This is a genomic window from Niallia sp. FSL W8-1348, from assembly GCF_038006745.1.
Classification (GTDB): Bacteria; Bacillota; Bacilli; order Bacillales; family Cytobacillaceae; genus Niallia; species Niallia alba.
Window position 1 is genome coordinate 473,929 of sequence record NZ_JBBOVV010000001.1, and the last position, 25,748, is coordinate 499,676.

General features: G+C 33.8%; 23 protein-coding genes and 1 riboswitch. Of the genes, 8 read left to right on the plus strand and 15 right to left on the minus strand.

All coding sequences use genetic code 11. The features are described from left to right. The first annotated feature begins 435 nt into the window (after window positions 1-435). A complete protein-coding gene (locus NST60_RS02400) occupies window positions 436-648 on the plus strand; it encodes a DNA-dependent RNA polymerase subunit epsilon (protein ID WP_101730082.1) in 213 nt (70 codons plus the stop codon). Next, window positions 648-2,315 carry a ribonuclease J1 gene (gene rnjA, locus NST60_RS02405; protein ID WP_016200954.1) on the plus strand — a complete coding sequence of 556 codons (1,668 nt, stop codon included), beginning with the start codon at window positions 648-650 and terminating at the stop codon, window positions 2,313-2,315. The genes NST60_RS02400 and rnjA overlap by 1 nt, the downstream gene beginning before the upstream one ends. A gap of 61 nt (window positions 2,316-2,376) precedes the next feature. Here the strand turns inward: rnjA and NST60_RS02410 are convergent, their stop codons facing one another. Further along, window positions 2,377-3,036, minus strand: a complete 660-nt coding sequence (locus NST60_RS02410; RefSeq protein WP_016200951.1) for a potassium channel family protein — start codon at window positions 3,034-3,036, stop codon at window positions 2,377-2,379. 124 nt (window positions 3,037-3,160) lie between these two features. Next, the gene (locus NST60_RS02415) at window positions 3,161-3,607 is read right to left on the minus strand and encodes a TlpA family protein disulfide reductase (protein ID WP_016200950.1); all 447 of its coding nucleotides are present in this window, start codon (window positions 3,605-3,607) and stop codon (window positions 3,161-3,163) included. A gap of 127 nt (window positions 3,608-3,734) precedes the next feature. On the opposite strand from NST60_RS02415, the gene NST60_RS02420 reads away from it, so the two are divergent. After that, complete coding sequence (locus NST60_RS02420) at window positions 3,735-4,586, plus strand: mechanosensitive ion channel family protein (protein WP_016200949.1); 852 nt, start codon at window positions 3,735-3,737, stop codon at window positions 4,584-4,586. A 415-nt stretch (window positions 4,587-5,001) separates the two neighbouring features. Here NST60_RS02420 and NST60_RS02425 read toward each other — a convergent pair whose 3' ends face one another. The 5 genes from NST60_RS02425 to NST60_RS02445 all read right to left on the minus strand — a co-directional run bounded on the left by NST60_RS02425 (window position 5,002) and on the right by NST60_RS02445 (window position 9,185). Beyond that, window positions 5,002-6,129, minus strand: a complete 1,128-nt coding sequence (locus NST60_RS02425; protein ID WP_016200948.1) for an N-acetyldiaminopimelate deacetylase — start codon at window positions 6,127-6,129, stop codon at window positions 5,002-5,004. A gap of 104 nt (window positions 6,130-6,233) precedes the next feature. After that, on the minus strand, window positions 6,234-6,944 hold the full coding sequence (gene dapD / locus NST60_RS02430; RefSeq protein WP_016200947.1) for a 2,3,4,5-tetrahydropyridine-2,6-dicarboxylate N-acetyltransferase: 711 nt from the start codon (window positions 6,942-6,944) through the stop codon (window positions 6,234-6,236). Window positions 6,945-7,033: 89 nt separating this feature from the next. Further along, window positions 7,034-7,936, minus strand: coding sequence for a LysR family transcriptional regulator (locus NST60_RS02435; protein WP_101730083.1), 903 nt, complete (start codon window positions 7,934-7,936; stop codon window positions 7,034-7,036). A 106-nt stretch (window positions 7,937-8,042) separates the two neighbouring features. Beyond that, window positions 8,043-8,489, minus strand: coding sequence for a cyclic-di-AMP-binding protein CbpB (cbpB, locus tag NST60_RS02440; RefSeq protein ID WP_016200945.1), 447 nt, complete (start codon window positions 8,487-8,489; stop codon window positions 8,043-8,045). Window positions 8,490-8,948: 459 nt separating this feature from the next. After that, on the minus strand, window positions 8,949-9,185 hold the full coding sequence (locus NST60_RS02445) for a YkuJ family protein (protein WP_016200943.1): 237 nt from the start codon (window positions 9,183-9,185) through the stop codon (window positions 8,949-8,951). 378 nt (window positions 9,186-9,563) lie between these two features. Here NST60_RS02445 and NST60_RS02450 point away from each other — a divergent pair, with 378 nt between their 5' ends. Continuing rightward, window positions 9,564-9,803 carry a glutaredoxin family protein gene (locus NST60_RS02450; protein ID WP_101730084.1) on the plus strand — a complete coding sequence of 80 codons (240 nt, stop codon included), beginning with the start codon at window positions 9,564-9,566 and terminating at the stop codon, window positions 9,801-9,803. Between the two features lie 98 nt (window positions 9,804-9,901). Here NST60_RS02450 and NST60_RS02455 read toward each other — a convergent pair whose 3' ends face one another. Together NST60_RS02455 and NST60_RS02460 are read right to left on the minus strand one after the other, a co-directional pair. After that, on the minus strand, window positions 9,902-10,492 hold the full coding sequence (locus NST60_RS02455) for a DUF3993 domain-containing protein (RefSeq protein WP_341098082.1): 591 nt from the start codon (window positions 10,490-10,492) through the stop codon (window positions 9,902-9,904). 130 nt (window positions 10,493-10,622) lie between these two features. Continuing rightward, window positions 10,623-11,843, minus strand: coding sequence for an EAL domain-containing protein (locus tag NST60_RS02460; RefSeq protein ID WP_169188328.1), 1,221 nt, complete (start codon window positions 11,841-11,843; stop codon window positions 10,623-10,625). A gap of 389 nt (window positions 11,844-12,232) precedes the next feature. Between NST60_RS02460 and NST60_RS02465 the strand changes: the two genes are divergently transcribed. Next, window positions 12,233-12,955, plus strand: coding sequence for a C39 family peptidase (locus tag NST60_RS02465; protein WP_101730087.1), 723 nt, complete (start codon window positions 12,233-12,235; stop codon window positions 12,953-12,955). Between the two features lie 323 nt (window positions 12,956-13,278). Here the strand turns inward: NST60_RS02465 and NST60_RS02470 are convergent, their stop codons facing one another. Next, complete coding sequence (locus NST60_RS02470; RefSeq protein WP_226752577.1) at window positions 13,279-15,378, minus strand: sensor domain-containing protein; 2,100 nt, start codon at window positions 15,376-15,378, stop codon at window positions 13,279-13,281. Between the two features lie 346 nt (window positions 15,379-15,724). On the opposite strand from NST60_RS02470, the gene NST60_RS02475 reads away from it, so the two are divergent. Beyond that, entirely contained in the window at window positions 15,725-16,192 is a 468-nt protein-coding gene (locus NST60_RS02475) for a YkyB family protein (protein ID WP_341098085.1), read from the plus strand. A gap of 167 nt (window positions 16,193-16,359) precedes the next feature. Here the strand turns inward: NST60_RS02475 and NST60_RS02480 are convergent, their stop codons facing one another. From NST60_RS02480 to NST60_RS02490, 3 genes are all read right to left on the minus strand, one after another. Further along, window positions 16,360-17,265, minus strand: coding sequence for a chemotaxis protein (locus NST60_RS02480; RefSeq protein ID WP_101730089.1), 906 nt, complete (start codon window positions 17,263-17,265; stop codon window positions 16,360-16,362). 261 nt (window positions 17,266-17,526) lie between these two features. Then, entirely contained in the window at window positions 17,527-18,831 is a 1,305-nt protein-coding gene (locus NST60_RS02485; protein WP_341098086.1) for an MFS transporter, read from the minus strand. Window positions 18,832-18,972: 141 nt separating this feature from the next. After that, entirely contained in the window at window positions 18,973-19,500 is a 528-nt protein-coding gene (locus NST60_RS02490; protein ID WP_101730091.1) for an RDD family protein, read from the minus strand. Between the two features lie 265 nt (window positions 19,501-19,765). Between NST60_RS02490 and NST60_RS02495 the strand changes: the two genes are divergently transcribed. Beyond that, window positions 19,766-19,957, plus strand: coding sequence for a hypothetical protein (locus tag NST60_RS02495; protein ID WP_016200933.1), 192 nt, complete (start codon window positions 19,766-19,768; stop codon window positions 19,955-19,957). A 127-nt stretch (window positions 19,958-20,084) separates the two neighbouring features. Next, the gene (locus NST60_RS02500; RefSeq protein WP_169188325.1) at window positions 20,085-21,242 is read left to right on the plus strand and encodes an aminotransferase A; all 1,158 of its coding nucleotides are present in this window, start codon (window positions 20,085-20,087) and stop codon (window positions 21,240-21,242) included. A 48-nt stretch (window positions 21,243-21,290) separates the two neighbouring features. On the opposite strand, the gene NST60_RS02505 is transcribed toward NST60_RS02500, so the two are convergent. Further along, window positions 21,291-22,226 (minus strand): NAD(P)-dependent oxidoreductase, encoded by a 936-nt coding sequence (locus NST60_RS02505; RefSeq protein ID WP_226752581.1) that lies wholly within the window; start codon window positions 22,224-22,226, stop codon window positions 21,291-21,293. A gap of 106 nt (window positions 22,227-22,332) precedes the next feature. Then, complete coding sequence (locus NST60_RS02510; RefSeq protein ID WP_341099777.1) at window positions 22,333-24,978, minus strand: cation-translocating P-type ATPase; 2,646 nt, start codon at window positions 24,976-24,978, stop codon at window positions 22,333-22,335. Window positions 24,979-25,494: 516 nt separating this feature from the next. Continuing rightward, window positions 25,495-25,590, minus strand: a riboswitch (yybP-ykoY riboswitch). Window positions 25,591-25,748 lie beyond the last annotated feature (158 nt).

Genomic DNA, 25,748 nt, shown 5'->3' on the forward strand with positions numbered 1-25,748 from the left:
ATTCAAGCTTTGTGGTAATGAGTCTGACCTTTTATTTTAATAACGATTTCATAATAGGTCTAAGTACATAAACATACGTAATATTCAGTTTGTCGACAAACTGATTTTAAAAAAGTTAAATGGAATACTCATGCGTTGCTTGGAGTGGAAAGCAACATCCCTCTTCAAAGGGATTAATAAATACCCTATATACAAACTTTTATTTCTAAAATTCAAGAGTTTGTCTACAGTCTAATATTATCGGTGTTTATCAAACATAAATTATGGGTAAAAAACTTTTTCACAAAATCAACCTTTTCTAAATAAAATTTAAAAATTGATTTACTGAAAAAGAACCTTTCATATACCAATTGCTATTAAAAGAAAAAACATGAAAAACATGTTATTTTTTTATATAATTATTTTCAGATACAAATGATTAAGGAGCGAATTACCATGATATTCAAAGTATATTTTCAAGATTTAAAAACAGAGGTACCAGTAAGAGAAAAGACAAGAACTATTTATGTTAAAGGTCAATCTGAAAGAGATGTTAGAACAAAACTAGCAGAAAAACCATATAATATTGAGTTTATAACTCGTGTAGAAGGTGCATTCTTAGAATATGAACAACAAAATGAAGACTTTACAGTATTGGAGATTGAATAATGAAATTTGTAAAAAACGATCAAACTGCTGTATTTGCCCTGGGAGGACTAGGGGAAATCGGTAAAAATACCTATGGTGTCCAGTTTCAAGACGAGATTATTTTAATTGATGCTGGAATAAAATTTCCTGAGGACGAGCTTTTAGGAATTGACTATGTTATTCCTGACTATTCTTTTTTAGAGAAGAATGTAGACAAAATTAAAGGCTTATTTATCACGCACGGTCACGAAGACCATATTGGTGGTATTCCTTACCTTTTAAGACAAGTTAACATTCCTCTTTACGGAGGTAAATTAGCATTAGCTCTTGTTCGTAATAAACTAGAAGAGCATGGATTATTACGCCAAACTACTATGCACGAAATTCAAGAAGATGATGTTATTAAATTTAGAAAAACATCTGTTTCCTTCTTTAGAACGACACATAGTATTCCTGATTCTTATGGTATTGTTGTTAAAACTCCACCAGGAAACATTGTTCACACTGGAGACTTCAAATTTGATTTTACTCCAGTTGGCGAACCTGCAAACTTAACCAAAATGGCTGAGATTGGTAAAGAAGGAGTTTTGTGCTTATTATCAGACAGTACAAATAGTGAAGTGCCTAATTTTACAATGTCCGAGAAAAAAGTTGGAAAAAGTATTCATGATACGTTTATAAAAGCTGATGGTAGATTAATTTTTGCTACTTTCGCTTCCAATATTTATCGTTTACAGCAAGTAACAGACGCTGCTGTAGAATTCGGTCGTAAAATAGCTGTATTTGGACGAAGCATGGAGGCAGCTATTAATATTGGTTTAGAGCTCGGTTTTATTAAGGCTCCGAAGGAAACATTTGTGGATCCTCAACAAATTAATCGACTACCTGCTAATCAAGTAGTGATTTTATGTACAGGAAGCCAAGGGGAACCAATGGCTGCTTTATCAAGAATTGCTAATGGAACACATAGACAAATTCAAATTATCCCTGGAGATACTGTTGTATTCTCTTCTAATCCTGTACCAGGTAATACACTTAGTGTTAATAAAACTATCAATATGCTTTATCGTGCTGGCGCTGAGGTAATTCATGGACCACTTAACAATATTCACACTTCTGGTCACGGCGGACAGCAAGAACAAATGTTAATGCTTCGATTAATAAAGCCTAAATTCTTCATGCCAATCCACGGAGAATTTAGAATGCAAAAAACACACGCACAGACGGCTGTTGATTGCGGGGTAAAAGAGGAAAATTGCTTTATTATGGACAACGGTGAAGTATTGGCACTTTCAAGTGATACTGCACAAGTTGCGGGTAAAATCCCATCTGGAAATGTTTATATAGATGGCAGCGGAATTGGTGATATCGGTAATATCGTATTACGCGATCGTCGAATCCTTTCAGAAGAGGGCTTAGTAGTTGTTGTTGTAAGCATTAATATGAATGACTTCAAAATCGCTGCTGGACCTGACCTTATTTCTAGAGGATTTGTGTACATGCGTGAATCTGGCGATCTAATCAACGATGCACAGGCATTAATAAGTAAACATTTAAATAAAGTAATGGAACGTAAAACAACCCAATGGTCTGAAATAAAGAATGAGATTATTGATACCATTTCTCCATTCCTTTACGAAAAAACAAAAAGAAGACCAATGATCCTTCCTATCATTATGGAAGTTTAACGAATCAAAAAAAAAAGAGCTAGTTGTTCAGGTTAAAGAACAATTAGCTCTTTTTTATTTGTTAGGACATTACCTTTTTTTCAAAACGATTAATATCAGAGTCTGCTCCAATAACAATTAGAATATCTTTTTCTCTTATTGGTTCTGATGCTTGAGGAGATACAATAATTTCCCTATCTCTTTTTATCGCTACTATAGTAATGCCATATCTTGCTCGAATATCTAAGTCAATAATGGATCGACCATCTAATTTATGACTTGCTTTAATCTCTACAATACTGTGCTCATCAGACAGTTCTAAATAATCAAGGACATTATTTGAAACAATATTATGAGCTATTCTCTTTCCCATATCTCTTTCTGGATGAACAACTGCATCTGCCCCTATTTTACTTAATACTTTCTCATGATAGTCATTTTGAGCTTTAACGGTAATATTTTTCACACCCAGTTCCTTTAACATCAAGGTTGTCAAAATACTCGCTTGAATATCCTCCCCTATCGCTACAATAACGTGGTCAAAATTACGGATTCCAAGACTTTTTAACACTGTTTCATCTACTGCATTCCCTACAACTGCATGTGAAACTAGATTTGCGTATTCATTTACTTTTTCTTCACTTTTATCAATAACCATTACATCCATACCTAATTCGGTCAATTCTTTGCAAATACTGCCGCCAAATCTTCCTAGGCCAATAACCGCAAATGCTCTTTTCACTATAAAATCCTCCAACAATCGTAAAAATTTCATATAAGTAAACGTCATTATTATAACATTAAATCGTTTGGTAAATATACACTCTCATCATTAAGTTTACAATTCCCTAAAGATAATCAATTTTCTACGGTATATCCTTAATTACACGGCTGATACGGGTATCTAACATTTTTAAATTAGTTCCACCAGCTTGGTAATAACGTAATGTCCCTTTTTTATCAAATAAATAGTAGGAAGGGACATATTCATTCGAAAAAGCCTTAGCTAATTGAAAGTCATGATCAACATAAATGGATTGTGTCATATTATACTGTTCCGCAGTCTTTTTTATCGATTCAATATCTAAATCATGCTCTGTTCTTGGAATATGCACAGAGATAATAGTAAGTATATCTTTATAAAGCTCTCTATATTGATTTAATTCTGGCAAAGCTCTTTTACAAAAATAGCAACTTACAGACCAAAAATGGAGTAAAGTTAGTCTATCCCTTCGTTCATCTGGCTGTTTTACTTCCCCATTTATCCACATTGTCGGCGCGCTCCATTTTGGAAAATGATCACCTATTTTCACAGATTAGTTACCTTCTTTCCTTACTAAAAACATTAGAATATAAAGCCAAGTTTATCAAATTTACAAGAGGGAATAAAAAGAAAAAACTTGATAACTTTATTTTTTCTAAAAAGGAGTATAACACAAAATGATTTATTTAAACGAACTAAGTACTTATATTCAAAACATTCATTGGGGAGAACTCCTTTTAGATACTTCCCTGTTGGCATTAAAAATACTCTTAATCTTACTAAGCTATCTTTTCATAAAAAAAATGGCAAAGAAGCTAATTAATAAATTGTTTGAAACCTATATTCAAAAGAACTCTATCTCTCAAGGAAGAGCCTTTACTTTAGAAAGCTTAACAAATAATCTAATTACCTATGTCTTATTTTTCATTCTTGTCATTACCATTCTTCAATTATTAGGAATAGACGCAACAGCAATATTAGCTGGTGCAGGTATTATTGGATTAGCAGTTGGTTTTGGCGCTCAAGGTTTAGTTAGTGACCTAGTCTCAGGATTTTTTATTCTATTAGAAAAACAATTAGATGTTGGGGAACTTGTAACGATAGGAGAGTTTTCAGGTACCGTTGAACAAGTCGGGCTTCGAACAACCCAAATTAGAGCTGGTGATGGAACGTTACACTTTATTCCGAATCGAGAAATAACACAGCTTAGTAATCATTCTCGCGGTGAAATGCAGGCTTTAGTGGATATAGATATATCTTTGTGTAACGATTTACCGAAAACAATGGAAATACTGAATCAAGTCTGCGAGCGTCTCGCCAAAGAAAACCCCGTTATCACCGATGGACCAAACGTAATCGGTATCCAAGACTTAGGACCAAGTACCATTACAATAAGAATCATCGCAAAAACGCAAAATATGGAGCAGTGGGGTATGGAGCGTCTCATTAGACAAGAATTAAAAATAGCTCTTGATGAAAATGGGATTCAATTTCCGGAAACACCCGTTCTTTTAGATAATAGTAATTAAAAAAGCTGGGACATAAGTATTCCAGCCAAAGATAAGCCCCAACTATTATACGAATATTGCAAAGGTTCGTATAATTGTTGAGGCTTTTTTATTCGTGTTAAAAAGGATGTTCTATGAAGTTTGTTGCTGTTACCCGCAGCCTGAATACACTTCGCTTTCCGTGGAGCTCGCGCTTAGCCTCCAGGGTCTCAGACTGTCTCGCTAATCCCACAGGAGTCTACGTGTATTCAGGCTGCTCCGATTTTCAAAATAATTATATTTTCCATTATAAAAACAACCATTTTTTAGAAAAGATCGTAATGGAACGAGTTGGTTTCGCTACTAAATGAGAGATTGTTCGTCTTTATCTATTATATATTTTGTTTTGTCCCATCCTCAAGTCTTCGCTTGTAATTAGCTTTTTTTAATAAGATAATTAATTTCCTTTTGTCATCAAATAAGCAGTCAATGCATTCACAGCTAATTGTATAGCATCTTCTTTCGGATCAAGCTTACTATGATGTAATCCATATGGAGAGTCCACACCAAGCCAAAACATAAACCCAGGGATATCTCTTAACATATAACCAAAATCTTCCCCTGTCATCGCTTCTTTACACTCAAATATAGTTGCTTCTGTTTCCTGCTCAACAAAGTCCATAAACTCTCTCGTTAACGGCTCGTTATTATACACTTGATAATAGCCACTTCCGAAATCAATTGTACACTCACAATCATAGCCAATTTCGATTCCCTTTACTAAGGATTGAACGCGGTTTTTGACTTTTTCCATCGCTTCACTAGAAAGAGTACGCATTGTCCCTTCCAGCCTCGCATTTTCAGCAATGACATTTTGAACAGTTCCACCTGTAATTTTTCCAATTGTTACAACGGCACTATCAAGTGGATCAATATTTCTTGAAACTACAGACTGAAGCTGGGAAACCAGACTGCATGCAGCAACCACCATATCATTGGTTAGATGTGGGTATGCAGCATGCCCTCCTTTCCCTTTTAAATCAATAAAAAGCTCAGAAGTATTAGCAAATAGTAGACCGGTCTTAATGGCAATTGTTCCTACTGGGTATTCTGGAGCGACATGAAGAGCCAAAATCATGTCAGGCATCCACTCTTTTAACTCTTGACTTTGTAGCATGGGCTCAGCTCCGCCTGGTCCCTCTTCAGCAGGCTGAAAAATAAATACTACATCATCTTTAAGAGGACTTTCTATTATATTAGCAAGCACCCCTAAAGCAATCGTCATATGAAAATCATGGCCACAAGCATGCATTTCCGTCGGATGTTCTGATAGGAAATCTAATCCGGTTTCCTCTATAATAGGCAAACCATCGATATCTGCACGATAACCAATTGTTTTTGTTGGATTGTGTCCATGAATTTTAACAATTATCCCTGTTCTCCACGTTTTAATTTCAACACGTTCAGTGGATAAATTTTGTATTACCCCAAGTAAATATTGCTGTGTTTTAAATTCTCTAAATCCAAGCTCTGGAATTCTATGCAAATCTCTGCGAATTTTGATTAAATCGATCTTATTCCCCATACAAATCCCTACTCTTCCTTCCATTCTCCAATTAACTTTCAAAGTGCGATTTTAATTTTTCTATAAGAAAAGCGTGGAACTTTCTCCACGCTTTTTACGAAAAATTATAGTTGACGTAACTCTTGCATAATTTCCGTTTTTGATTTTGTTTTATCATCTATTTCTTTCACGACACGCGCAGGAGCTCCTGCAACTAATGTGTTAGCTGGAACATCTTCTAATACAATCGCACCTGCAGCAACTACAGAACCTTTTCCAACTGTTACTCCTTCAACGATTACTGCATTTGCACCAACTAATACATCATCTTCAATGATTACTGGCTTTGCAGAAGGGGGCTCGATGACACCTGCTAATACAGCACCTGCACCAATATGACAGTTCTTTCCTACAGTAGCTCGTCCACCCATAATAACACCCATATCGATCATTGTGCCCTCACCAATTACAGCGCCAATATTAATAACAGCACCCATCATGATTACCGCATTGTCCCCAATATCCACTTGATCGCGAATGATAGCACCTGGCTCAATACGAGCTTTAATATTTTTCAAGTCCAATAAAGGAATAGCAGAGTTTCTGCGATCATTTTCAATCACATAATCTGTTACTTTATCCTTATTTCCTTCAATCACAGTTTGAATATCTGCCCATTCTCCGAAAATCACACCAGAATTATCGCTGATAAATGTTTGGATATTTTCCCCAAAATTGACTGCTGACAAATCACCTTTAACATATACCTTTACAGGTGTAGATTTTGTACTATTTTGAATAAATGAAATAATTTCATTTGCATCCATCATTTTCATTGTTAAAACCTCCATTATGTATATATACAACACTAAAAATTACTTTACCAAACAAAAGTGATGAAAACAAGCCATAATTATTAACTTTATCACCGGTCTATTTCTTTTCCCATTTTTTCTTCTTCTAGATACTCATTAACAATTTCTAAAAAAGCTTGTACTTGTTTTAATTGAAAAGTTGCTTCATAACCAATTAACCATGTTCCTCTTGTTATCGGTTCATTGTGCTCATTATATAACGGGATTCTAGATAGTGTCTCGTCTGCTTTTCTTAATGCAATCGAAGGCAAAATACTATAGCCAATCCCATTAAAAGAAAGCTGTTTACATGTTTCAATCTGATCTACTACAATTGTGTTATTTGGAGGCATCTGAAAGTTTCTGTGCCACCAAACTTGTATTTCTTCATAGTAGTTAGAATCACTTTTAAACTGAATAAATGGTCGATTAGTCAAAGCTATATCTTCTAACTTAGCAATTTCCCGATCCACTAAATAAAGAGGATCATCAAATAAATGCATTTTAACGCCTTTCCAATCAGCAACGCCTCTAACTATACCTATATGCATACTATCCTCAGAAAGAGATTTCATTATATCGCTGCTCCAACCAGTTACTAATGATATCTTTGCCTGAGGATAACGTTCAACAAATCTTTTTAACACTTCTGGAAGCCAATTCTGTCCAACAATACTTGCGACAGCAATTTTTAATGTTCCATACACTTCTTCTTTAAAAGCATGTATGGATTCTTTCACTTCTTCTTCTTTCTTAAGTGTTTCCATTGCAAATTTTGTTACTAATTCTCCTGCAGCGGTGAGGGATAGTCCTCGTTGCGACCTTATAAATAATGGTGTTCCCCAGTCTTTCTCAATATTTTGCAGTCTTTGAGAAAGAGCTGGTTGTGTGACAAAAAGTCTTTCAGCTGCTTTTCTCATATTCATTTCCTGAGAAAGAACCGTTAATAATTGTAATTCAGAAATGGTTGACATGACATTATCCTCATAAATAAAAATTATTATCAAAAGAGGGATACAACTCTAATGAAGAGGTAGACAAGAGCGGCAACAGTAGGTGAAGGAATAAAACGTGTTAAGATTAATTTTGATTGTTTTGATGCAAGTAAATATTAAGTCGCTTTAATATTGCCCTTCTTGTTAAAATCCCATCAAAATAGCCATCTTCCGTTTCCACACAAATAAAAGGATGGTCGACTAAATGTTTAATCGTATGTAATACAGAACTACTGCTCTTAACTCTTGGTATCACCGTATTCATAATTGTTTCCACTTTTATTTCTTCAAGCTTCTCAAATTCGATTCTTTCTAATCCTAATATGCTCTCCATAATAAGCGGTGTACTTACTAAACCATAGAGTTTATAATGAGCATCTAATACGGGTATTGCTGAGTATCCACTTTTTGTTAAGACTAGCAGAGCGTGTTCTAAACTATTTCCTATCTGGACATGTGCTACTCGCTCAGATGGAATTAATAAATCCTTTAAAGTGATGTTTAAAAACTCTTCGCTGTGCAAACTTATCATAGCCGAAAACTCCTCACAAAATATATTTATACTTTATTTTACCATAGTTTTCGGCTGAATGCTCTTTTAACCCTTACTCGTTTTTATATTCCTTACAACTAATTGACAATGTGGACATTGAAAAATCACATTCTGATTAGACTGTGCGGTAAGAACATTTTCCAATTTTTCTTGATGGGAACATTCTGGACAAGTAACTTCTGGCATCATGTTTATCACCTCATCTATTAGTATGGTTTACGAGTGCAGTTTCATGTAGAAAAAGTACATTTAAGCTATGTCGCTCCACTTTTCATCAACATTGCTGTTTTTGCAGTTCATAATACTTCGCTTTATAGATAAAGTGAGCCTTCCATCAGTGGGGCTTTCCTTCATCCGACGGTTACTAGTTGCCTAACAAAAAAGCATCCTGCAAATATTAGGATATTTCCCAATTGCAGGATGCTTTTAATAAGTACTTTACTGAATTAAATCAAAAATCTCGATTGTAATCATATCAACATTATCAAATTGATATCTTTTTGGCTTTTCTTTGTCATTATATACTTCTAGTTCAAACGTTTCTGTTTTTGGATGAAATGTAACTTGACATTTTCTCTCTCCATTTACTTCAAAGAAACGTTGAGTTGGTTCTCCCCCAGTTGCCTGCTCTTGCAGATTTTTTAATCTTGTTAATATGCCTTGTAATTGTGACATGCTCTCTCTCCTTTCAAACAAACCTTGTGTTAACCATAGGTTTCACTATTAGCATGTTTCTATACACTTTCTTCGTTAAATTTAGTATAATTTGCCTCTTGTGTAAAATGCCAATACTAACAGAATAAAAGATTGTCGAGTGTTTGTCCAAGTAAAACTGAAAAAAACTTGTCGATTTTTTATTATTTATTTCATCTGAATATTCTCACTTTAACAACGTATATAAAAACAGCTTACGCAAAAACCAAATAAAAAAATAAAAGCAGTGAGTAAATACCGCTAAATAAAGGAGGCGAGTATCTTTTTCAGTTTTTAAAAATTGCATGATAAAAAATTTCTTTGTATGATTAAAAGAAGAAAAAATATAGGAGGAACTTTATGCATCAAATCACATTGTATACGCAACCAGACTGTCCCCCTTGTGAGTACTCTAAACTATTCTTAAAAGAACATGGCTTTGACTATGAAATAAAGGATATTCAAAGGGATTCTCGTGCTAAAAAAGAATTAATAAAGAAATATCAATCTTTTTCCACCCCTACATTTGTAATTGATGGAAATGTAATTTATGGATTTGACTTGGAAAAACTTAAGCTTGCGTTAAATCTTTCCTCATAAAGAAAACTACCCGTTAACGGTGGGAATATACGAATGAACCTCGCGGCGTACATGAAATCAGATAAAGTGCGCCCTTCCTCTCAATAAATCCCAAACTTCTACATTCTATTGATAGTTAAAACTTGAGATTGTTTATTCTTCTTCGAAATGTATGTAACTTGATTTTCGATTGAAAATAACGGCATATACACCAATGTGCTATAGTTTTCTTCCTTACTATTTAAAATGGATCTTACCTCTTTATCTGAAAGCATATTCGTTATAAGCCATCTGTCATTCAGCTTTCTTATTAGAATTCCTTCATAAGCCCCTTCGTATATTTTGTCTCCGAATACAATTGGTTCATAATACTCATATAGGAGAATACTATTTCTCTCTTTATCTATATCAATAGTGGTTTGTTCCGAGAACTGATAATATGGAAGATAGTATTTGCCAAATTCATTCCCAAATGTATAAAACTTTCCCTGTTCTCCAGTCAAGTTTTCATTTAGAAACAAATAGATGAAATTATCTGAAAAATAAGGTTCCAGTATTTCTTTCATCTCCTCCATCTCTCTCGCTTCTTTACTTAAAGATACTTGTGCCCTAAATGCTTTTTCTACAAAAGTAACTACTTCATTCCTACTTGTTAAATGGCTGGTGGCATGTATGGAATATGGATAAATGCTCCATACTGAAATAATCAATAAAATAAAGAAGCTTTTTTTTCATCATATCCTCCCCTTCTCCGTTTGCGGATACCACTTAATTATTATTCCTAATACCCTTTCTCTACCTAATAAAACAAGCTGAAGAGAAAATCTCTTCAGCTTGTTTCTAATTAAGCAATAATTTCATACGATCAAGAAAATTATAGGATAGATCTATAAATAAATATTCTTTTGCATTCAAAGGATACGAATACGTTCTGACCGTTTCTCCTGTTTCAATATCACTATATAAATCAGATAAAATTCCTTTTTTTTCATTCCGCATCTTGATAATATTTTCTAAAAAATATGGTCGCCAACTCCAATTTTTGTTTGCATATTCAGGCTGAATAATCCAATCATTGTCATATTTAATAATATTCGCTGATTTCTGAAAGCCGTCTTCATCACATACATACATTCGAAAAGCCACATCAGTTAACTCAGCTGTAAGTAATTTCAAAAGCTCTTCGTAAGAAGAATATTTCTTATATTTGACGAGCAATACTTGTAATTGACCCTGAAACTTCTCTGTTAAATCAAAAATAGTTGAGAGTTTTTTCTTTTCTGAAATAATGAATTCATGAAACAGATTTTTCAACGTTTCTTTTCTAATATTACGATCGGTGAAACTCGCCTCGGGATAATGTAAATAATATCCTTGATAAAATCTCCCACCATTTTTCCAAGCAAATTGAAGCTGATAAACCATCTCGATATTTTCAAATAATAAGGTAGCACCAATTTTTCGAGCAAGCATAGACAAGGAATATAAAACATTTTGATAAGTATGCGAAGTGGAAGTAGATCGCAAAGCCAATAAATCAATTTTTAGAATATCAGGCGCTAACTCACTTATTCGATCAAGATAACTACTACTATCACTTCCCATTTTATCAATGGCAATCTTAATCCCATAAGTGCGATAGTAAATTAATAAATGATCTAAATGATAAAATTGTCCATGATAATTTCTCTCAGATATCTCAAGGACAATTCGATCAAGCTTGATTCCCTTCCCTTCATATTCCAATAATGTTTCTAAAAAACTTTCCCCATCGTCTTTCATTAGTATTTGTGCATCTCTATTGATAAAGAGCAAGACATCCTCATCAAGCGATAGCGCTTTATCCAATGCTTTTGTCAAAATTACTTGGTCAACTTCTAACTTATATTCATCTGGGATTCCTTCATCAAGAAAAAAGTCTCCAAGACTCTCCACTCCATCTGCCCCATTATATCTTCCTAACACTTCATATCCAATAACGCGATGTTCATCAGCACTAAAAATAGCTTGAAAATAAGGGATGACATTTTCTAAATCAGTCAAAATATCCAAAGCATCCATATTTTGATAGCCTCCCTTTTTAGAACGGCTAGCTCCTTTGCTTATTGCTTCTGATTTGAAATCATTATAATTTGATTGAATAATTTCTTTTCATTGGTTAAATGTCATTTTCTATGGTCAAATTCATTTGTTAGACAGTACGCAAAGGTTCTTCGCTTTGTTCTAAGATTAAAATAAACCTTATTATATCATATAAATTCTTGGTTATAAAAATAATGATAGAAAATTCTTTCTATTTTCTGATTAATTCAGCTTTTCTTCTCTTATAAGGTATTATTTTCGATAAGCTAACACGAAATAAACCTGTCTCCCTTGGTAATAATATGTCCTTATATTTTAGCGGAAACTTCGTATGATAAAATTAGGAGTTGGCAAGAAAGAGGTAGTATATGCAGTTGTTTAAACTATTACTTTTGCTCGCTCCCTTTTTTGGATCAGAGCAAACTTGGGAATATTTCCACATTGAAGACAACACAAAACCAAAAACAGAAGTAGTCAATCCAGTATTAAACTCAAATAAAAATATCCAGCTAGATGTTCCATTAATAAAACAAAATCCAGAATTACGCTATGGATGCGAAGTGACTAGTTTAACAATGGTCTTAAACTATGCTGGTGTTAAAGTAACGAAAATGGATCTTTATAAAAATATTCAAAAAGACTTAGATCCATTAGTGCGAAAAAATGGAGATATTATCAAATGGGGAGATCCATCAATTGGTTTTGTTGGCGACATGACGGGAAAAAATCCTGGATATGCCGTATTTGATAAACCAATGGAAGATCTAGTTAACAAATACCTTCCAGAAAGAGCTGTTAACTTAACAAATCATTCATTTCAAGCTATAGAAAGACATGTAGAAAATGGTTATCCCATTGTAGTTTGGACTACTGGTGATTATCGTTTACCTGATAGATGGGAATCATGGAAACATAATGGAAAGACCATTAAAACTCCATTGGATTTGCATGCTGTTGTTTTAGTTGGCTTCAATAATAATCATGTTTACTTAAACGATCCCTTATCAGGCAAGAAAAATGTAAAAGTGGAGAAAAAAACCTTCATTAAATCTTGGCATGCTTTAAAATCAAGAGCAATTAGTTATCGGTAAAGGTTAGAATATACATCTTATAAATAAACTCTACTACTCGCGTTGATTGTATTAAATACTCTTGTTTTTCTAGTAAATAAGGGAAGGGAAACCCTTTTTATTTCCGCGGAAATCAAGAATATAAAATGCAATCAACGCACTCTTTACTAAAACCTCGTACATTTTAAAAATTACAAAGGAAAAAAGGGAACTTCAAACTTAATTTTTAATGGATTGACTGACTAGTTTAAGTTATCACAAGCTTTCTTTCGTAACAGAAATGATATTTATCAATGATAATTTACTCTCTAATATAAGTTTATGATTCAAATCAACAAACATGTTTAAAATCCCCTAAGAAACTGTTCTGCCGCTTCGCATGTCAATGGCTTGGAATAATAATATCCTTGTGCTTTTTGGCAATTTGCCTTCTTTAAGAAATCTTCTTGCTCTTTATTTTCTACACCTTCTGCAATAACTTCCATTCCTAAATTTTGTCCTAAGTGAATAATAGTTGTCGTAATAGCAGCATCCTTAGCATTTGTAACAACATCTTTTACAAAAGACTGATCAATCTTTAAAACATCGATTGGAAATTGTTTAATATAGCTAAGCGAAGAATACCCAGTTCCAAAATCATCAACTGAAATAATAACACCTAACTCCTTTAATTTTCGTAGGATAGGAATTGCTTCTTTAATATTCCCCATAAGTCCTTCTGTAATCTCGATTTCTAACATGGATGGCTTAATCTTAAACTTTTGAATAGAAGTACGAATTACTTCTATAAAATTAGGTTGCTGAAATTGCTTCGGAGAAATATTCACAGCTATTCGTACATCTTTATTATATAGTGCTTTCCAAACTTTTATCTGCTCACATGCTGTTTCAATTACCCAATTACCAATTGAAATAATGAGACCTGTATCTTCTGCAAGGGGGATAAAATCATTGGGAGCAACCACTCCTAAAGAGGGGCTTTCCCATCTTAATAGTGCCTCAAAGCTGTTAAATGTATAACCATTTAAATCAATTTGTGGCTGATAATATAATTTAAGTTCCTTTTTTTGGATCGCTTTTCGCAACTTTGTTTCTAATGATATTACATTGCTTAGACTTGAAGTCATATCGGAACGATAAAATTGATAATGCGCTTTGCCTCTTTCTTTTACACGAAATAGTGCTTCATCTGCATTCTTAATTACTGTTTCAATATTCTCTCCATCATGTGGATACATACTTATTCCAATACTCGGACTTATATAGTATTCATGAGAATTCAAATAAAATGAATTAGCAAAACTTGAGATTATACGCTGAGCAAAGCTTGCTGTTTCCTGTCTATTCGTATTGGATAGGAGAATATTAAATTCGTCTCCTCCTTGTCGATACACATGACATCTATAATTTTTAAACTCTAATAACCTTTCTGCAACTTTTAAAAGAATTTGATCTCCAACAATATGGCCAAATGTATCGTTGATGTATTTAAACCGATCTAAATCAATAGTCATTAAAGCAAAAGCTACTTGCTCGGTTTCTGCTCTTTTAATTTCAAGATTTATATCTTCCATCAGCGCCCGTCTATTATAAAGACCAGTTAGCTGATCATGAAATGACATATAACGTATCTTTTCTGCTGTTTTGGTTCGTTCTGAAATATCTCTTAAGATAACATAAATACCTCTAGTTGCATGATTTACCTTAATTGGAACGAATTTCGTATGAACAGACATTTTGTTACCATTATGGCTTATTAGCTTACAATCGATAGATTGCGATGATTCCGTTAGTTTGCATTTTCTAAAGCTATCATAGAAAAGGGTATTTTCCTCATTTATTAGTTCATAAAGCGAAAAGATAGGTTGTTCTTCCTCGCTTCTCCCAATTAACTTTAAACCAGCTGGATTAATATCATGAATAACTCCATCTAAATCAACAGTAAAGACTGCATCTAAGTTATTTTCTATTAATGATCGATATCTTTGTTTGCTTTCATGCAGCTGTCGTTTTTCCATTATAGACTCTGTGATATCTCTCGTAATAGAAACAATGTACTTCACTTCATCTTGCTCATCCAAAATGGGTGTTAAAACAGATTCTGCATGAATAATCCCCCCATTTTCCGCCTTGATTTGATCTATATAACTATGATTTTGTTTTGTCTCACATACAATCGAATATTCCCGTTGCAATATAGCAGCCGTTTCCCCAGTTGAAACCTCTTGAAGCTTTTTTCCAATAAAGTCAATTGGTAATTTAGCAAATAAAAATGCAGCTTCATTTACAAAAATATAGCGAAAAGTTTTCCCTTTTTCTACTTTCATAATAAAGACCATATCTTTTATATACATAAAAATAATTTCAAAAATGATATTCTCTATATTTGATTTGGATTGAGCTATCATGTTCTCACTTGTAATATTCTTGTTATATTTGTCCATCCATTTCATTCCTTACACGCAGCAATTATTATTTTGTTTTAGAAAACACCTTTTTTAAAAGATAAAATCGATTAAAAGTAAATTTCATTTCAACAAACTTCGACACAATGGTAAGTATCTCTTCACCATGCCTCTACTTTTCTTTTACTATTTTTATCGGCAACTGCATGGGATTCTGTACTTAAATAGATAAAAAATTATGTTTATTCTTGAAAGAGGCGTTAATCAATCTTCATTTGCTCCATTAACGAGGACATAGTAGAAAAGATATGCTCTTTTTATTCCCTTTCTTTCGCAAAAATAGTATAATTACTTGTACAAATCAATAGAAAGGAGAGTTAGGCGATTGAATAAGCAGCAAAAATATCCACCACCAATACAACTTACTGTTGAAAACCTTCTACAGGCAATATCTGTCGTAAATCGTCATGCAAAGACAGCACCAAACCCAAAATTCCTATATAAATTAAAACATGACAGTTTACATAAACTATTAGCAGAAGGCAAAGCAAAAAAAATTGGTCTACACTTCTCAAATAATCCAAGATATAGTCAACAACAATCAGATTTATTGATTGCATGTGAAAACTATACATTTCATTTACCTCCGACTAAAAAGGATTTTGAGGAATTGCCACATTTAGGATCTCTCAATCAAAGTGTTCGAAATCCCAAATCAACTCTTTCCTTAACACAATCAAAAAAACTTTTATCCACCTATACTGGGCTAAAAGAAGCGACATCACCAAATCAAACTACCCGCAAAAAGAAATACCAAAAACCTGTTTTTAAAAAGCTTGGTGAAAGTTATTAATATTGCTTTCACCATTCCGGCTGCTCTATTTTCCCGACTCCTTCATTTTTCCGATTAAAAACAACAATTCTTTAAAAAATAGCCGAACTAAAAAATAGCCGAACTAGTTCAACCTAGCTTGGCTATTTTTCTTCACATAATAATATTTTCTATTTGGTAGTAAGCTTTTATAAAATATTATTATCAATAATATGAATTAATTCATTAATTTCTGGTTTACTTACTTGAGCATTTGCTCCAACTACCTGTCCTTTATGTCTTAAATCATCTGTAATTAAAGAAGAGAATATAACAACAGGCAATTGTGCTAAGTTTGCATTATCTTTGACTACTTTTGTTAAATGATGCCCGTCCATTTGAGGCATTTCGATATCAGTAATCATCAATTGAGCAACTTCATCTACTGAATTACCTTCCTCCACTTTTTTCGTCAAATAGTTTAATGCTTCACGACCGTTTTCAAAAAATGTTATATGCTGAAATCCAGCTGCATTTAAAGTGTCTTCTAACAATTTTCTTAAAAGTGCAGAATCTTCCACGACAATTAGTTTCTTGTCACTTCTCTTTCTGTCTCCTAATTTTTTTACTTGCTGAACATTTATCCCAGATTCAGGGTTAATATCTACAACAATTTTCTCGAAATCAAGTAACAGAATCATCTCACCGTTTAATTTGACTACCCCAATAATTTGACTCTCCGTACCGTAATAAGTTTCGGATGGTTTTTCAATATTTTCCCATGATATACGATGAATCTGGGTTACATTATGGACATGGAAAATTATTTTTGTTTTATTAAATTCCGAAACAATATATTTATCTTTTTCCGGGGTTTCAGAAGGCGAATATCCTAAAACATTTGCAAGATTAACAACTGTTAAAACTTCCCCTCTTAGCTCCACAATTCCTTCTACATACGGGTGTGCATGTGGAATGGGAGTAATGGGAACTGGGTTAATAATTTCCTTCACTTTAATCACATTTATACCAAAGTGATTCTTTCCTACGCTAAACTCAACAATTTCTAATTCATTTGTGCCAGTTTCTAAAAGTATCCCTTTATCATTTTTCATATATTCTTGTCCTTTCGGCGTTTTAAAAAATTCATTCCGTTATGAAAATCGACTAACTAATATTATATACCTATCCTTTATATCGGATTTATTAGCTATTCTTAAAGTAGTTCGTCCAAATTTCTCATTTGATGGATTTTTTGAGGTATGTAAAAAGGCTGTTCATTTAAGTAATAATCATGCAAATTATCCTCCCTCTGACGAAACATTTACATTTTGTTTACTCTTATGAACAACCTAACTTTACTCTAACTTATTTTCCTACCATTCTTCCTTCACACGTGCATGAATAACTAACCCGATAATAGTTAAGATAATTAACGATCCTAGTGCCATTCTACTTGCTGTATTTCCTAAATCAGCAAAAGCAAATGTAATAGTTCCATATAATAAAGGACCGAGAATAGAAGATACTTTACCAGAAAAGGCAAACAGCCCAAAAAATTGTCCTCGTTTTTCTTCTGGAGTAATTTCGACTATGTACGTTCTTGTCGTTACCCACATGCTACCTAATGCCACTCCAAATAGACTTCCAGCTACCCAGAATAACCCTTCATTCCAAGCAATCGTTGCAATGATCAGCGCAATAACTAATAAAATCCCTACATAGCGCACAGCTCGATAAGCTCCAATACTTTTCGTTATATATCCAAAAATAAAAGAACCAATAATACTTGCGATGGTGGACACAAGATAAAGAATAATAAACTTACCAGTACTAATCCCAATAACCGCATTTGCATATACTGACATCATTGCAATAGTAGTAGCTAACGCATCATTGAGAAAAAAATAGGCAAGCATAAAAATAAAAATCTTCCGATAATTCTTCATTTGCTTAAAGGTTTCGAGTATTTCACGATATCCTGATAGAACAGATTGCTTTGGAACATTTTCCTTTGGTGTATCCTTTATGAAAATAAATAATGGCAAAGATAACAGCAAAAAAAGAATACCAGTTGGAATAAAAGATTGATTATATGCTCCATCGTCCATAAACAAATAAACAGATAGGCCGATAAGTGTTCCAAAATAACCTATTGCTACACCAAACCCAGAAATTAACGGAATCTGTTCTTTGGTTCCTAAATCAGAAATCATCGTATCATAAAACACCAGGCTGGAATGATACGTAAATTTAGATAGTACAAAAAAAAGAATGACAAGTATTAAAGACATTGGGATTCCAAACATCATTTGTGTAAATGGAATAAACGAAAAAATCCCCATTGCAATCGTACCTATTACAGTTAGTAATGTTAAAATTACAATATACTTTTTCTTTTTTCCAGTTCTGTCCATCATTACACCAAATAAAGGCGTAAAAATGACTAATAGAAAACTTGCTAGTGCATTGGCATAGGAAATAAAAGTTGAGGCTATTTGTTTCTGTACTTCATCTGAACCTACGATTTCTTGCAAATATAAGGGGAAAAAGATTGTATTAATATTAGACGAAAAAATAGTATTAGCAGCATCATATAGTACCCACGAAAGTATTGGCAAAGAAAAATATAATGCCAATCCCTTTTTTTCTAGTTTAACTTTATTGGTTATCGGTTCCATCCGTTAAGCTCTCCTCTCCAATATCGGGTATGTTAAAACGCAATAACACCCTCTCGTTTGTCTGCTTCAGAACCTTTTGGTTATCCATCATGTTTGTGATCACCACTTCCATGATGGATTTTTTAACAGATGTGATCGGAATTATTTTTTGATTACAACTGAACCTACTATTAAATCATGTAATGCTTGTTTTTTCTCTGTAAATGCTGCAAGTATGAAACCAATTAACAAAATACTTGATAATAGACTAGACACTAAGTATCTCCCTAAGCTTCTCCAGAAAGAAAGTCTCTTTCCATTTTTATCCGTTACCTTTAAGCCTAATAGTTTTTTTCCAATTGTAGCTTGCCATTTAGATGCATGAAACAGAGTATAGTAAAAAAGACTAAATATCATACATACGATCATCGTTCCAAAGAAAGCAAGCATCATAGGACCAGCGATTGATAAAATTTCAGCATCAGATAACGTATCTATACTCGTTGGATCAATCAATAATTCCTCAGGAACTTCCATTGAATTCACAAACAGAGCAAAGATAACATTCGAAAGAATTAGTAAAGGTATACCGAGAATGATACTATCGATTGCCCATGCCCCGAAACGAATCCAAAATCCAGCATATTGTGGATGCTTTTCATTTTCTTCTATTTGTATTGTTGTAACCATTTATTTTCCCCTCCTTCTAATATGATAATTGGTATTTATTCTCTAAACAACCTTTTTTATGAAACGTTTAGTAGATTTACAATTTTTAAACAAAGCTGTTTTCTAAAAATGTTCATAAAACGTTTAAATATTTTTTTCTATTTCGTGAAATATCTAACAAAGTCCTAGACGATTTTATACGATTGGCATATGCTAAAAGTGTAAGATGTGAATAAAGAAGTTAAGATATTTTTGTTAAATCACTTTAAGAGGGGACGAGTACACAATGAAGGGTACTGCAATTCTTTTTCACGATGATTTATCCGTCACATTTTTAGAAAATATCGATTTGGACACATGGAAAAAATCAGATGAAAAGAACCTTACAACCAAATCCATAGAGACTCATTCTGATCAATCATCCCATGAACAATTATTATTTATTGAAGAAGATGTTGATTGGGAGTATGGTTATTAAGAATATAATATTAAGCTTCGAGCAGGGAAAGATTTTTCAAGTACCTGCTCTTTTTATTTGTCTATGTATTTTCATTAATCATCGCTTTTGATATCATTATAGAATACGTTACGATAGGAGACTTAATATGGAACATTTAATCAATAAAAAAGTTAAAAATATTGAGATTTCTGGTATCAGAAAGTTCTCTAATATGGTTGCCGGAAAGGAAGGGATGATTTCTTTAACAATAGGTCAACCAGATTTTCCAACCCCTCTACATATTAAAGAAGCTGCTAAAACTTCCATTGATGAAAATTATACATCCTACACACATAACGCTGGAGATCTTGCTCTACGAAAAGCAGCATCACAGTTTGTAAATAAAAAATATAATCTTTCCTATGACCCTTCTACAGAAGTAATTGTCACAGTGGGAGCTAGTGAAGCAATTGACGTTACATTTCGGACTATCCTCGACCAAGATGTCGAAGTAATTCTTCCAGGACCAGTGTATCCTGGCTATGAGCCCATTATCCGTTTATGTGGTGCAACTCCTGTATATGCTGATATTCGTCATACTTCTTTTCGTTTTACAGCTGATGTTATAAAGAAATACATCACAGAAAAAACAAGATGTATTGTTCTACCCTATCCATCAAATCCTACAGGGGTTAGCCTTACGGAAAAAGAATTAATAGAAATAGCGGATCTAATTCGAGAAAAAGACATCTTTATTTTAGCCGATGAAATTTACAGTGAATTATTATACGATCAAGAGCATGTGTCTATTGCTCAATACCTTCGTGAACAAACGATTGTAATTAATGGACTATCTAAGTCACATAGTATGACTGGATGGAGAGTTGGTTTGTTATTTGCTCCAACAATCCTCAGTCAGCAAATAATAAAAGTTCATCAATATAATGTAACATGCGCTTCTTCTATCTCTCAAAGAGCTGCTTTAGAAGCATTAACTACCGGTATCGATGATGCCAAACCAATGAGAGATGATTATAGAGAGAGAAGAAAATATCTATATGATCGCTTATCTTCTATCGGCTTCGATATCGTTATGCCAGATGGTGCATTTTACTTTTTTATCAAAGTACCGACAGATCAAATGAATTCCTTTGATTTTTGTCTTGATTTAGTTAATAAAGTTAATTTAGCCGTTGTACCCGGAAGTGCTTTTTCCGAACTAGGAGAAGGATACTTCCGCATTTCGTTTGCGTATTCAATGGAAACATTGACTGAAGCATGTAATCGATTAGAGGAATATATAAAAAACTATCTAGAAAAATAAGAAAAACAGTTTCCATCTCTGCAAACATCAGAGGTGGAAGCTGTTTTTTTATCGATCCCAATATTTATATAAAGCCTGTGTGCCACTCTCATCTTCACCTTTTGCTGATAAATGACTATACAGTGTTTCAGCAAGTGATAGCCCTGGTGTCTCCATATTCATTCCTTCTGCCTCTTCCAGCGCAATTCTCATATCTTTAATAAAATGCTTGATATAGAATCCTGGCTCAAAATCACCTTTAATCATTCTTGGCGCTAAATTACTCAAAGAGAAACTGCCTGCGGCTCCACTTGTAATGCTCTGTAGAACTTTTTCTGGATCTAATCCTGCTTTCTTTGCATACACAATCGCTTCTGTTACACCAATCATATTCGAAGCAATTGCTATTTGGTTGCACATTTTTGTATGTTGGCCAGCTCCTGCTGGTCCTTGGTAAACAATGTTAGTTCCAAGCACTTCAAATATTGACTGAAGTTCTTTAAAAACAGCCTCGTCTCCTCCAACCATAATGGATAATTTCGCATCTCTTGCGCCCACATCTCCACCACTAACAGGCGCATCTAAGGTATAGATATTTTTCTTTTTCGCTTCCTCATGTATTCTTTTCGCAAGGCTTGGAGTAGATGTCGTCATATCTATTAGATACGTATTTTCTCTTGCATTTTTAACCAAACCAAGTTCACCTAAATATACTTCCTCTACATCTTTTGGATACCCAATAATTGTTATGATTACATTGGCTTTAGAAGCGATTTCATGTGGACTATCGGCCCACTCCGCTCCTTCTGCTATAAGATCAGATGCCTTTTCTTTTGTACGGTTATGTACAATAACAGGATAACCTGCATGCAATAAATGTCTTGCCATACTTCTCCCCATTACACCTGTACCAATAAAGCCAATCGTCGTTGTTTCTTTTGCCAACATATTTTGCTTCCTCTCCTTTTTACAATGCTGCCATCCATTAACATTGTTTTTCTTTATAGTATCACGAAAACTTTTTTGATTGTGTTAAATGGTTGTCTATTTTAAAAAAACTATCTAGAATATACCCTCTATACGATCGCATATTTCTAGATAGTTTTTTCTTTTATTTACGTAATAACTTCACCATAATCACTTTCATTATTTCCATCCCAATCACAGCAGCAATTGCTAATCCTGTTGCTATTAACCATTCATGTAAACCAAATGAAGGAGGGATAGCGAACACTTCTCTAGCGAATGGCAAAATAGTGATTAGATATAGGAAGAAACATATTCCCACTGCTCCTAAAACATATTTATTGGAAAATAAGCCGACACCAATAATCGTTTGTGTACTAGATCTAGCAGCAAAAGTTTGCAATGAGCGCGAAAGAATTAATGTGGTGAAAGCCATAGCTACTCCTAATTCATCGGAATGCTGCAAACCGATATAATGGGCAATGATTACTGCTACACCAATCAAAATCCCTCTTGTAACGACTGCACGAAGCGTTCCTCCTGCAAAGATTCCTTCTTTGACATCTCTTGGTTTGCGCTTCATTACTCCTGGCTCTGATTTCTCCATCCCAAGAGCAATAGCAGGTAAAGAATCATTAACTAAGTTTATAAATAACAGCTGTAAAGCCGTAAATGGATTTGCCCAACCAGCAATGACTGCAAACAATATAGCAATAATTGCCCCAAAATTCCCTGCAAACAAGTACCCAATTGATTTTTTGATATTGTCAAAAACAGTTCTTCCTACTCCAACTGCATTAACGATTGACACGAAATTATCATCTGTAAGAATCATATCAGCTGAATCTTTGGCAACATCTGTACCACTTCCCATTGCAATACCAATATCAGCCTGTTTTAATGCTGGAGCATCATTGACACCATCACCAGTCATCGCAACAATTCGATTTTTCTTTTGCCATGCTCTAACAATTCTTATTTTATTTTCTGGCGAGACACGAGCATAAACAGAAATGCTTTCTAATTTTTGATCTAGTTCTTCTTCTGATAATGCATCTAATTCTTGACCAGTTAATGCAATATCGTTTTCTTGCATTAATCCGATTTTGCGCCCGATTGCTTGGGCAGTTGTTTTATGGTCTCCAGTGATCATAACTGTTCGAATACCAGCATCTTTCGTTTGCTCTATCGATGCGTATACGGCATCTCGCGGCGGATCCATCATTGCTGTTAAACCAACAAGGATTATTTCAGACTCATCCTCTTCCGTTATAGTTGTCTTATCCTGCGGCACATGTTTATATCCATATGCAAGAACCCTTAATGCTTGATTTGAAAAATCCTCATTAGCCCCCTGCAGTTTCTTTAACCATTCATTTGTAAACGGTTCTTCCTTTTCATTAACCAATATTTTTGTCGCCCGATTAAATATAACATCTGGGCCGCCTTTTATGAGCATTAGACGTTGGTTATCAATCGTATTAATAGTAGACATTAACTTTCGATCTGAATCAAAAGGCAGTTCCGCTTCTCTCGGATATCGAGAGCGTACCTCTTCATAATTCCTTTTGCCATCATTATAAAAGTTAATAAGCGCAACTTCTGTTGGATCTCCCACTTCTCTATTTTCTTTATTTATATATGAATCATTACAAAGTACTGCAATATTTAACAAAAGTTTTTCCGAATGGTTCCACTGAGAAGGATCCGGTGGCAAGTGCTCCCTTTCCCCTTCTGGAATAAAATAATCCGTTACGGTCATTTTATTTTGTGTCAAAGTCCCTGTCTTATCTGTACATATAACACTGGTCGATCCTAATGTTTCGACTGCAGGTAACTTTCGAATAATCGCACTTTGCTTTGCCATTTTATTCGTTCCAACCGATAGAACTATAGTAACAATAGAAGATAATGCTTCTGGAATGGCTGCTACTGCTACAGCAACTGCGAATAATAAAGCATTAAGAATGGAAGTTGTAACGTCAACCGTTTCATCTCCTAACCATATCCTTAACGCTTGGATAGCAAAGATGAGAACAGATAAAATAAGAATTCCTACTCCTAATTTTTTACTGAAATCTGCAAGTTTTTGCTGTAAAGGTGTTTGCTTCTCTTCTGCTGTGTTAAGCATATCAGCAATTTTACCAATTTCGGTTTTTTCTCCAGTTCCCGTTACGACAAAAGTACCTCGACCATACACGACAAGGGAACTGCTATAAACCATATTGATACGATCACCAAGCGCTGAGTCCTCCGTTATCACTTTTTCTTGTTTCTCAATTGCTTCTGATTCTCCCGTCAACATCCCTTCATTAACTTTTAAAGAACCACTTTCCAAAATTCTCCCATCTGCTGGAACATAATCACCAGCTTCTAAAAAAACGATATCTCCTGGTACTAACTCTCGTGCAGGAATCGTGCTATTTGTATTATCACGTCTTACTTTTGCTTCAGGAGCACTCATACTTCGCAGTGCATCTAGTGAACTTTCAGCTTTTTTAGTTTGAATGACACTAATTACAGAATTTAGCAATAAAACTAAAAAAATGATGAGTGATTCTACAAACTTCCCCATAATTAATTGAATAACAATTACTACTAACAACACAATAACCATAGGATCTTTAAATGTTTCTAAAAAGAGCTTCCATGTTGGTACTTTTTCTTTATCTTTCAGCTCGTTATATCCTTCTTTTTCCAAAAGACTCTTTACCTTATCTGTTGATAATCCTTGTTCAGATGACTGTAAATCCTTTAATACGACATCTTTTTCCTTTTTATAAAATTCCACTTGGCTTAATTCATCTCCTTTAATTTCAGGTTTAACTATCTTAGATTTCATCTTTCTCATTATGCACATCTATGTAACCTAAAATATTTTCCTGACAAATTCACTTTTCCTATCTTTCCTTACCCCTTCCCAATATTAACGTCCACGAAACCTCGTTATTCAGTAGTATGGGGTGATTAATTACGAATGTATATATTTTTCCTCTTTGCAGACTTTTCATGTATGTAATTTCATATTAGAGCAGCTATAATAATCATCGGCTACTTAAAAGAACTTTACAACTATTGTTCTTCCCTTAAAAAGGATAACAAGAATGAAAAGATTAAACGTGCTGAATCTTAGCATAATAATTGGTGATAATAATCCTTCTATAAGCAATTATACTTAAGTAAAAACACCTACAAAACTACGCCAGTTCCCCCCCTCCTTTCATTACTATTTGTACACTTCCTCCTATCGGCTTTTGCTTCTTGATACGCAAAAAAAGACCTTTGCCAAATAGGCAAAGGTCTTGCTAAGCATAAATATGCCAACAAAGCCGATGGCATCTGCCATGAACTGACGACTTTGTTTTAGGTACTATCCTAAAAGCTACTCCCCTTTGAGTAAGTATACATTATTAATATTATAAATAATTATATACAATTTTTAAAATTTTGCCAACCTTTTTGTTATATGGCTATCAATTCAACTCAATAAGTCACTTATATCACTAATGCAATAGTCATAAATGTTAAATCGAAATTACTAATGTAACTATCTCTCTTCCA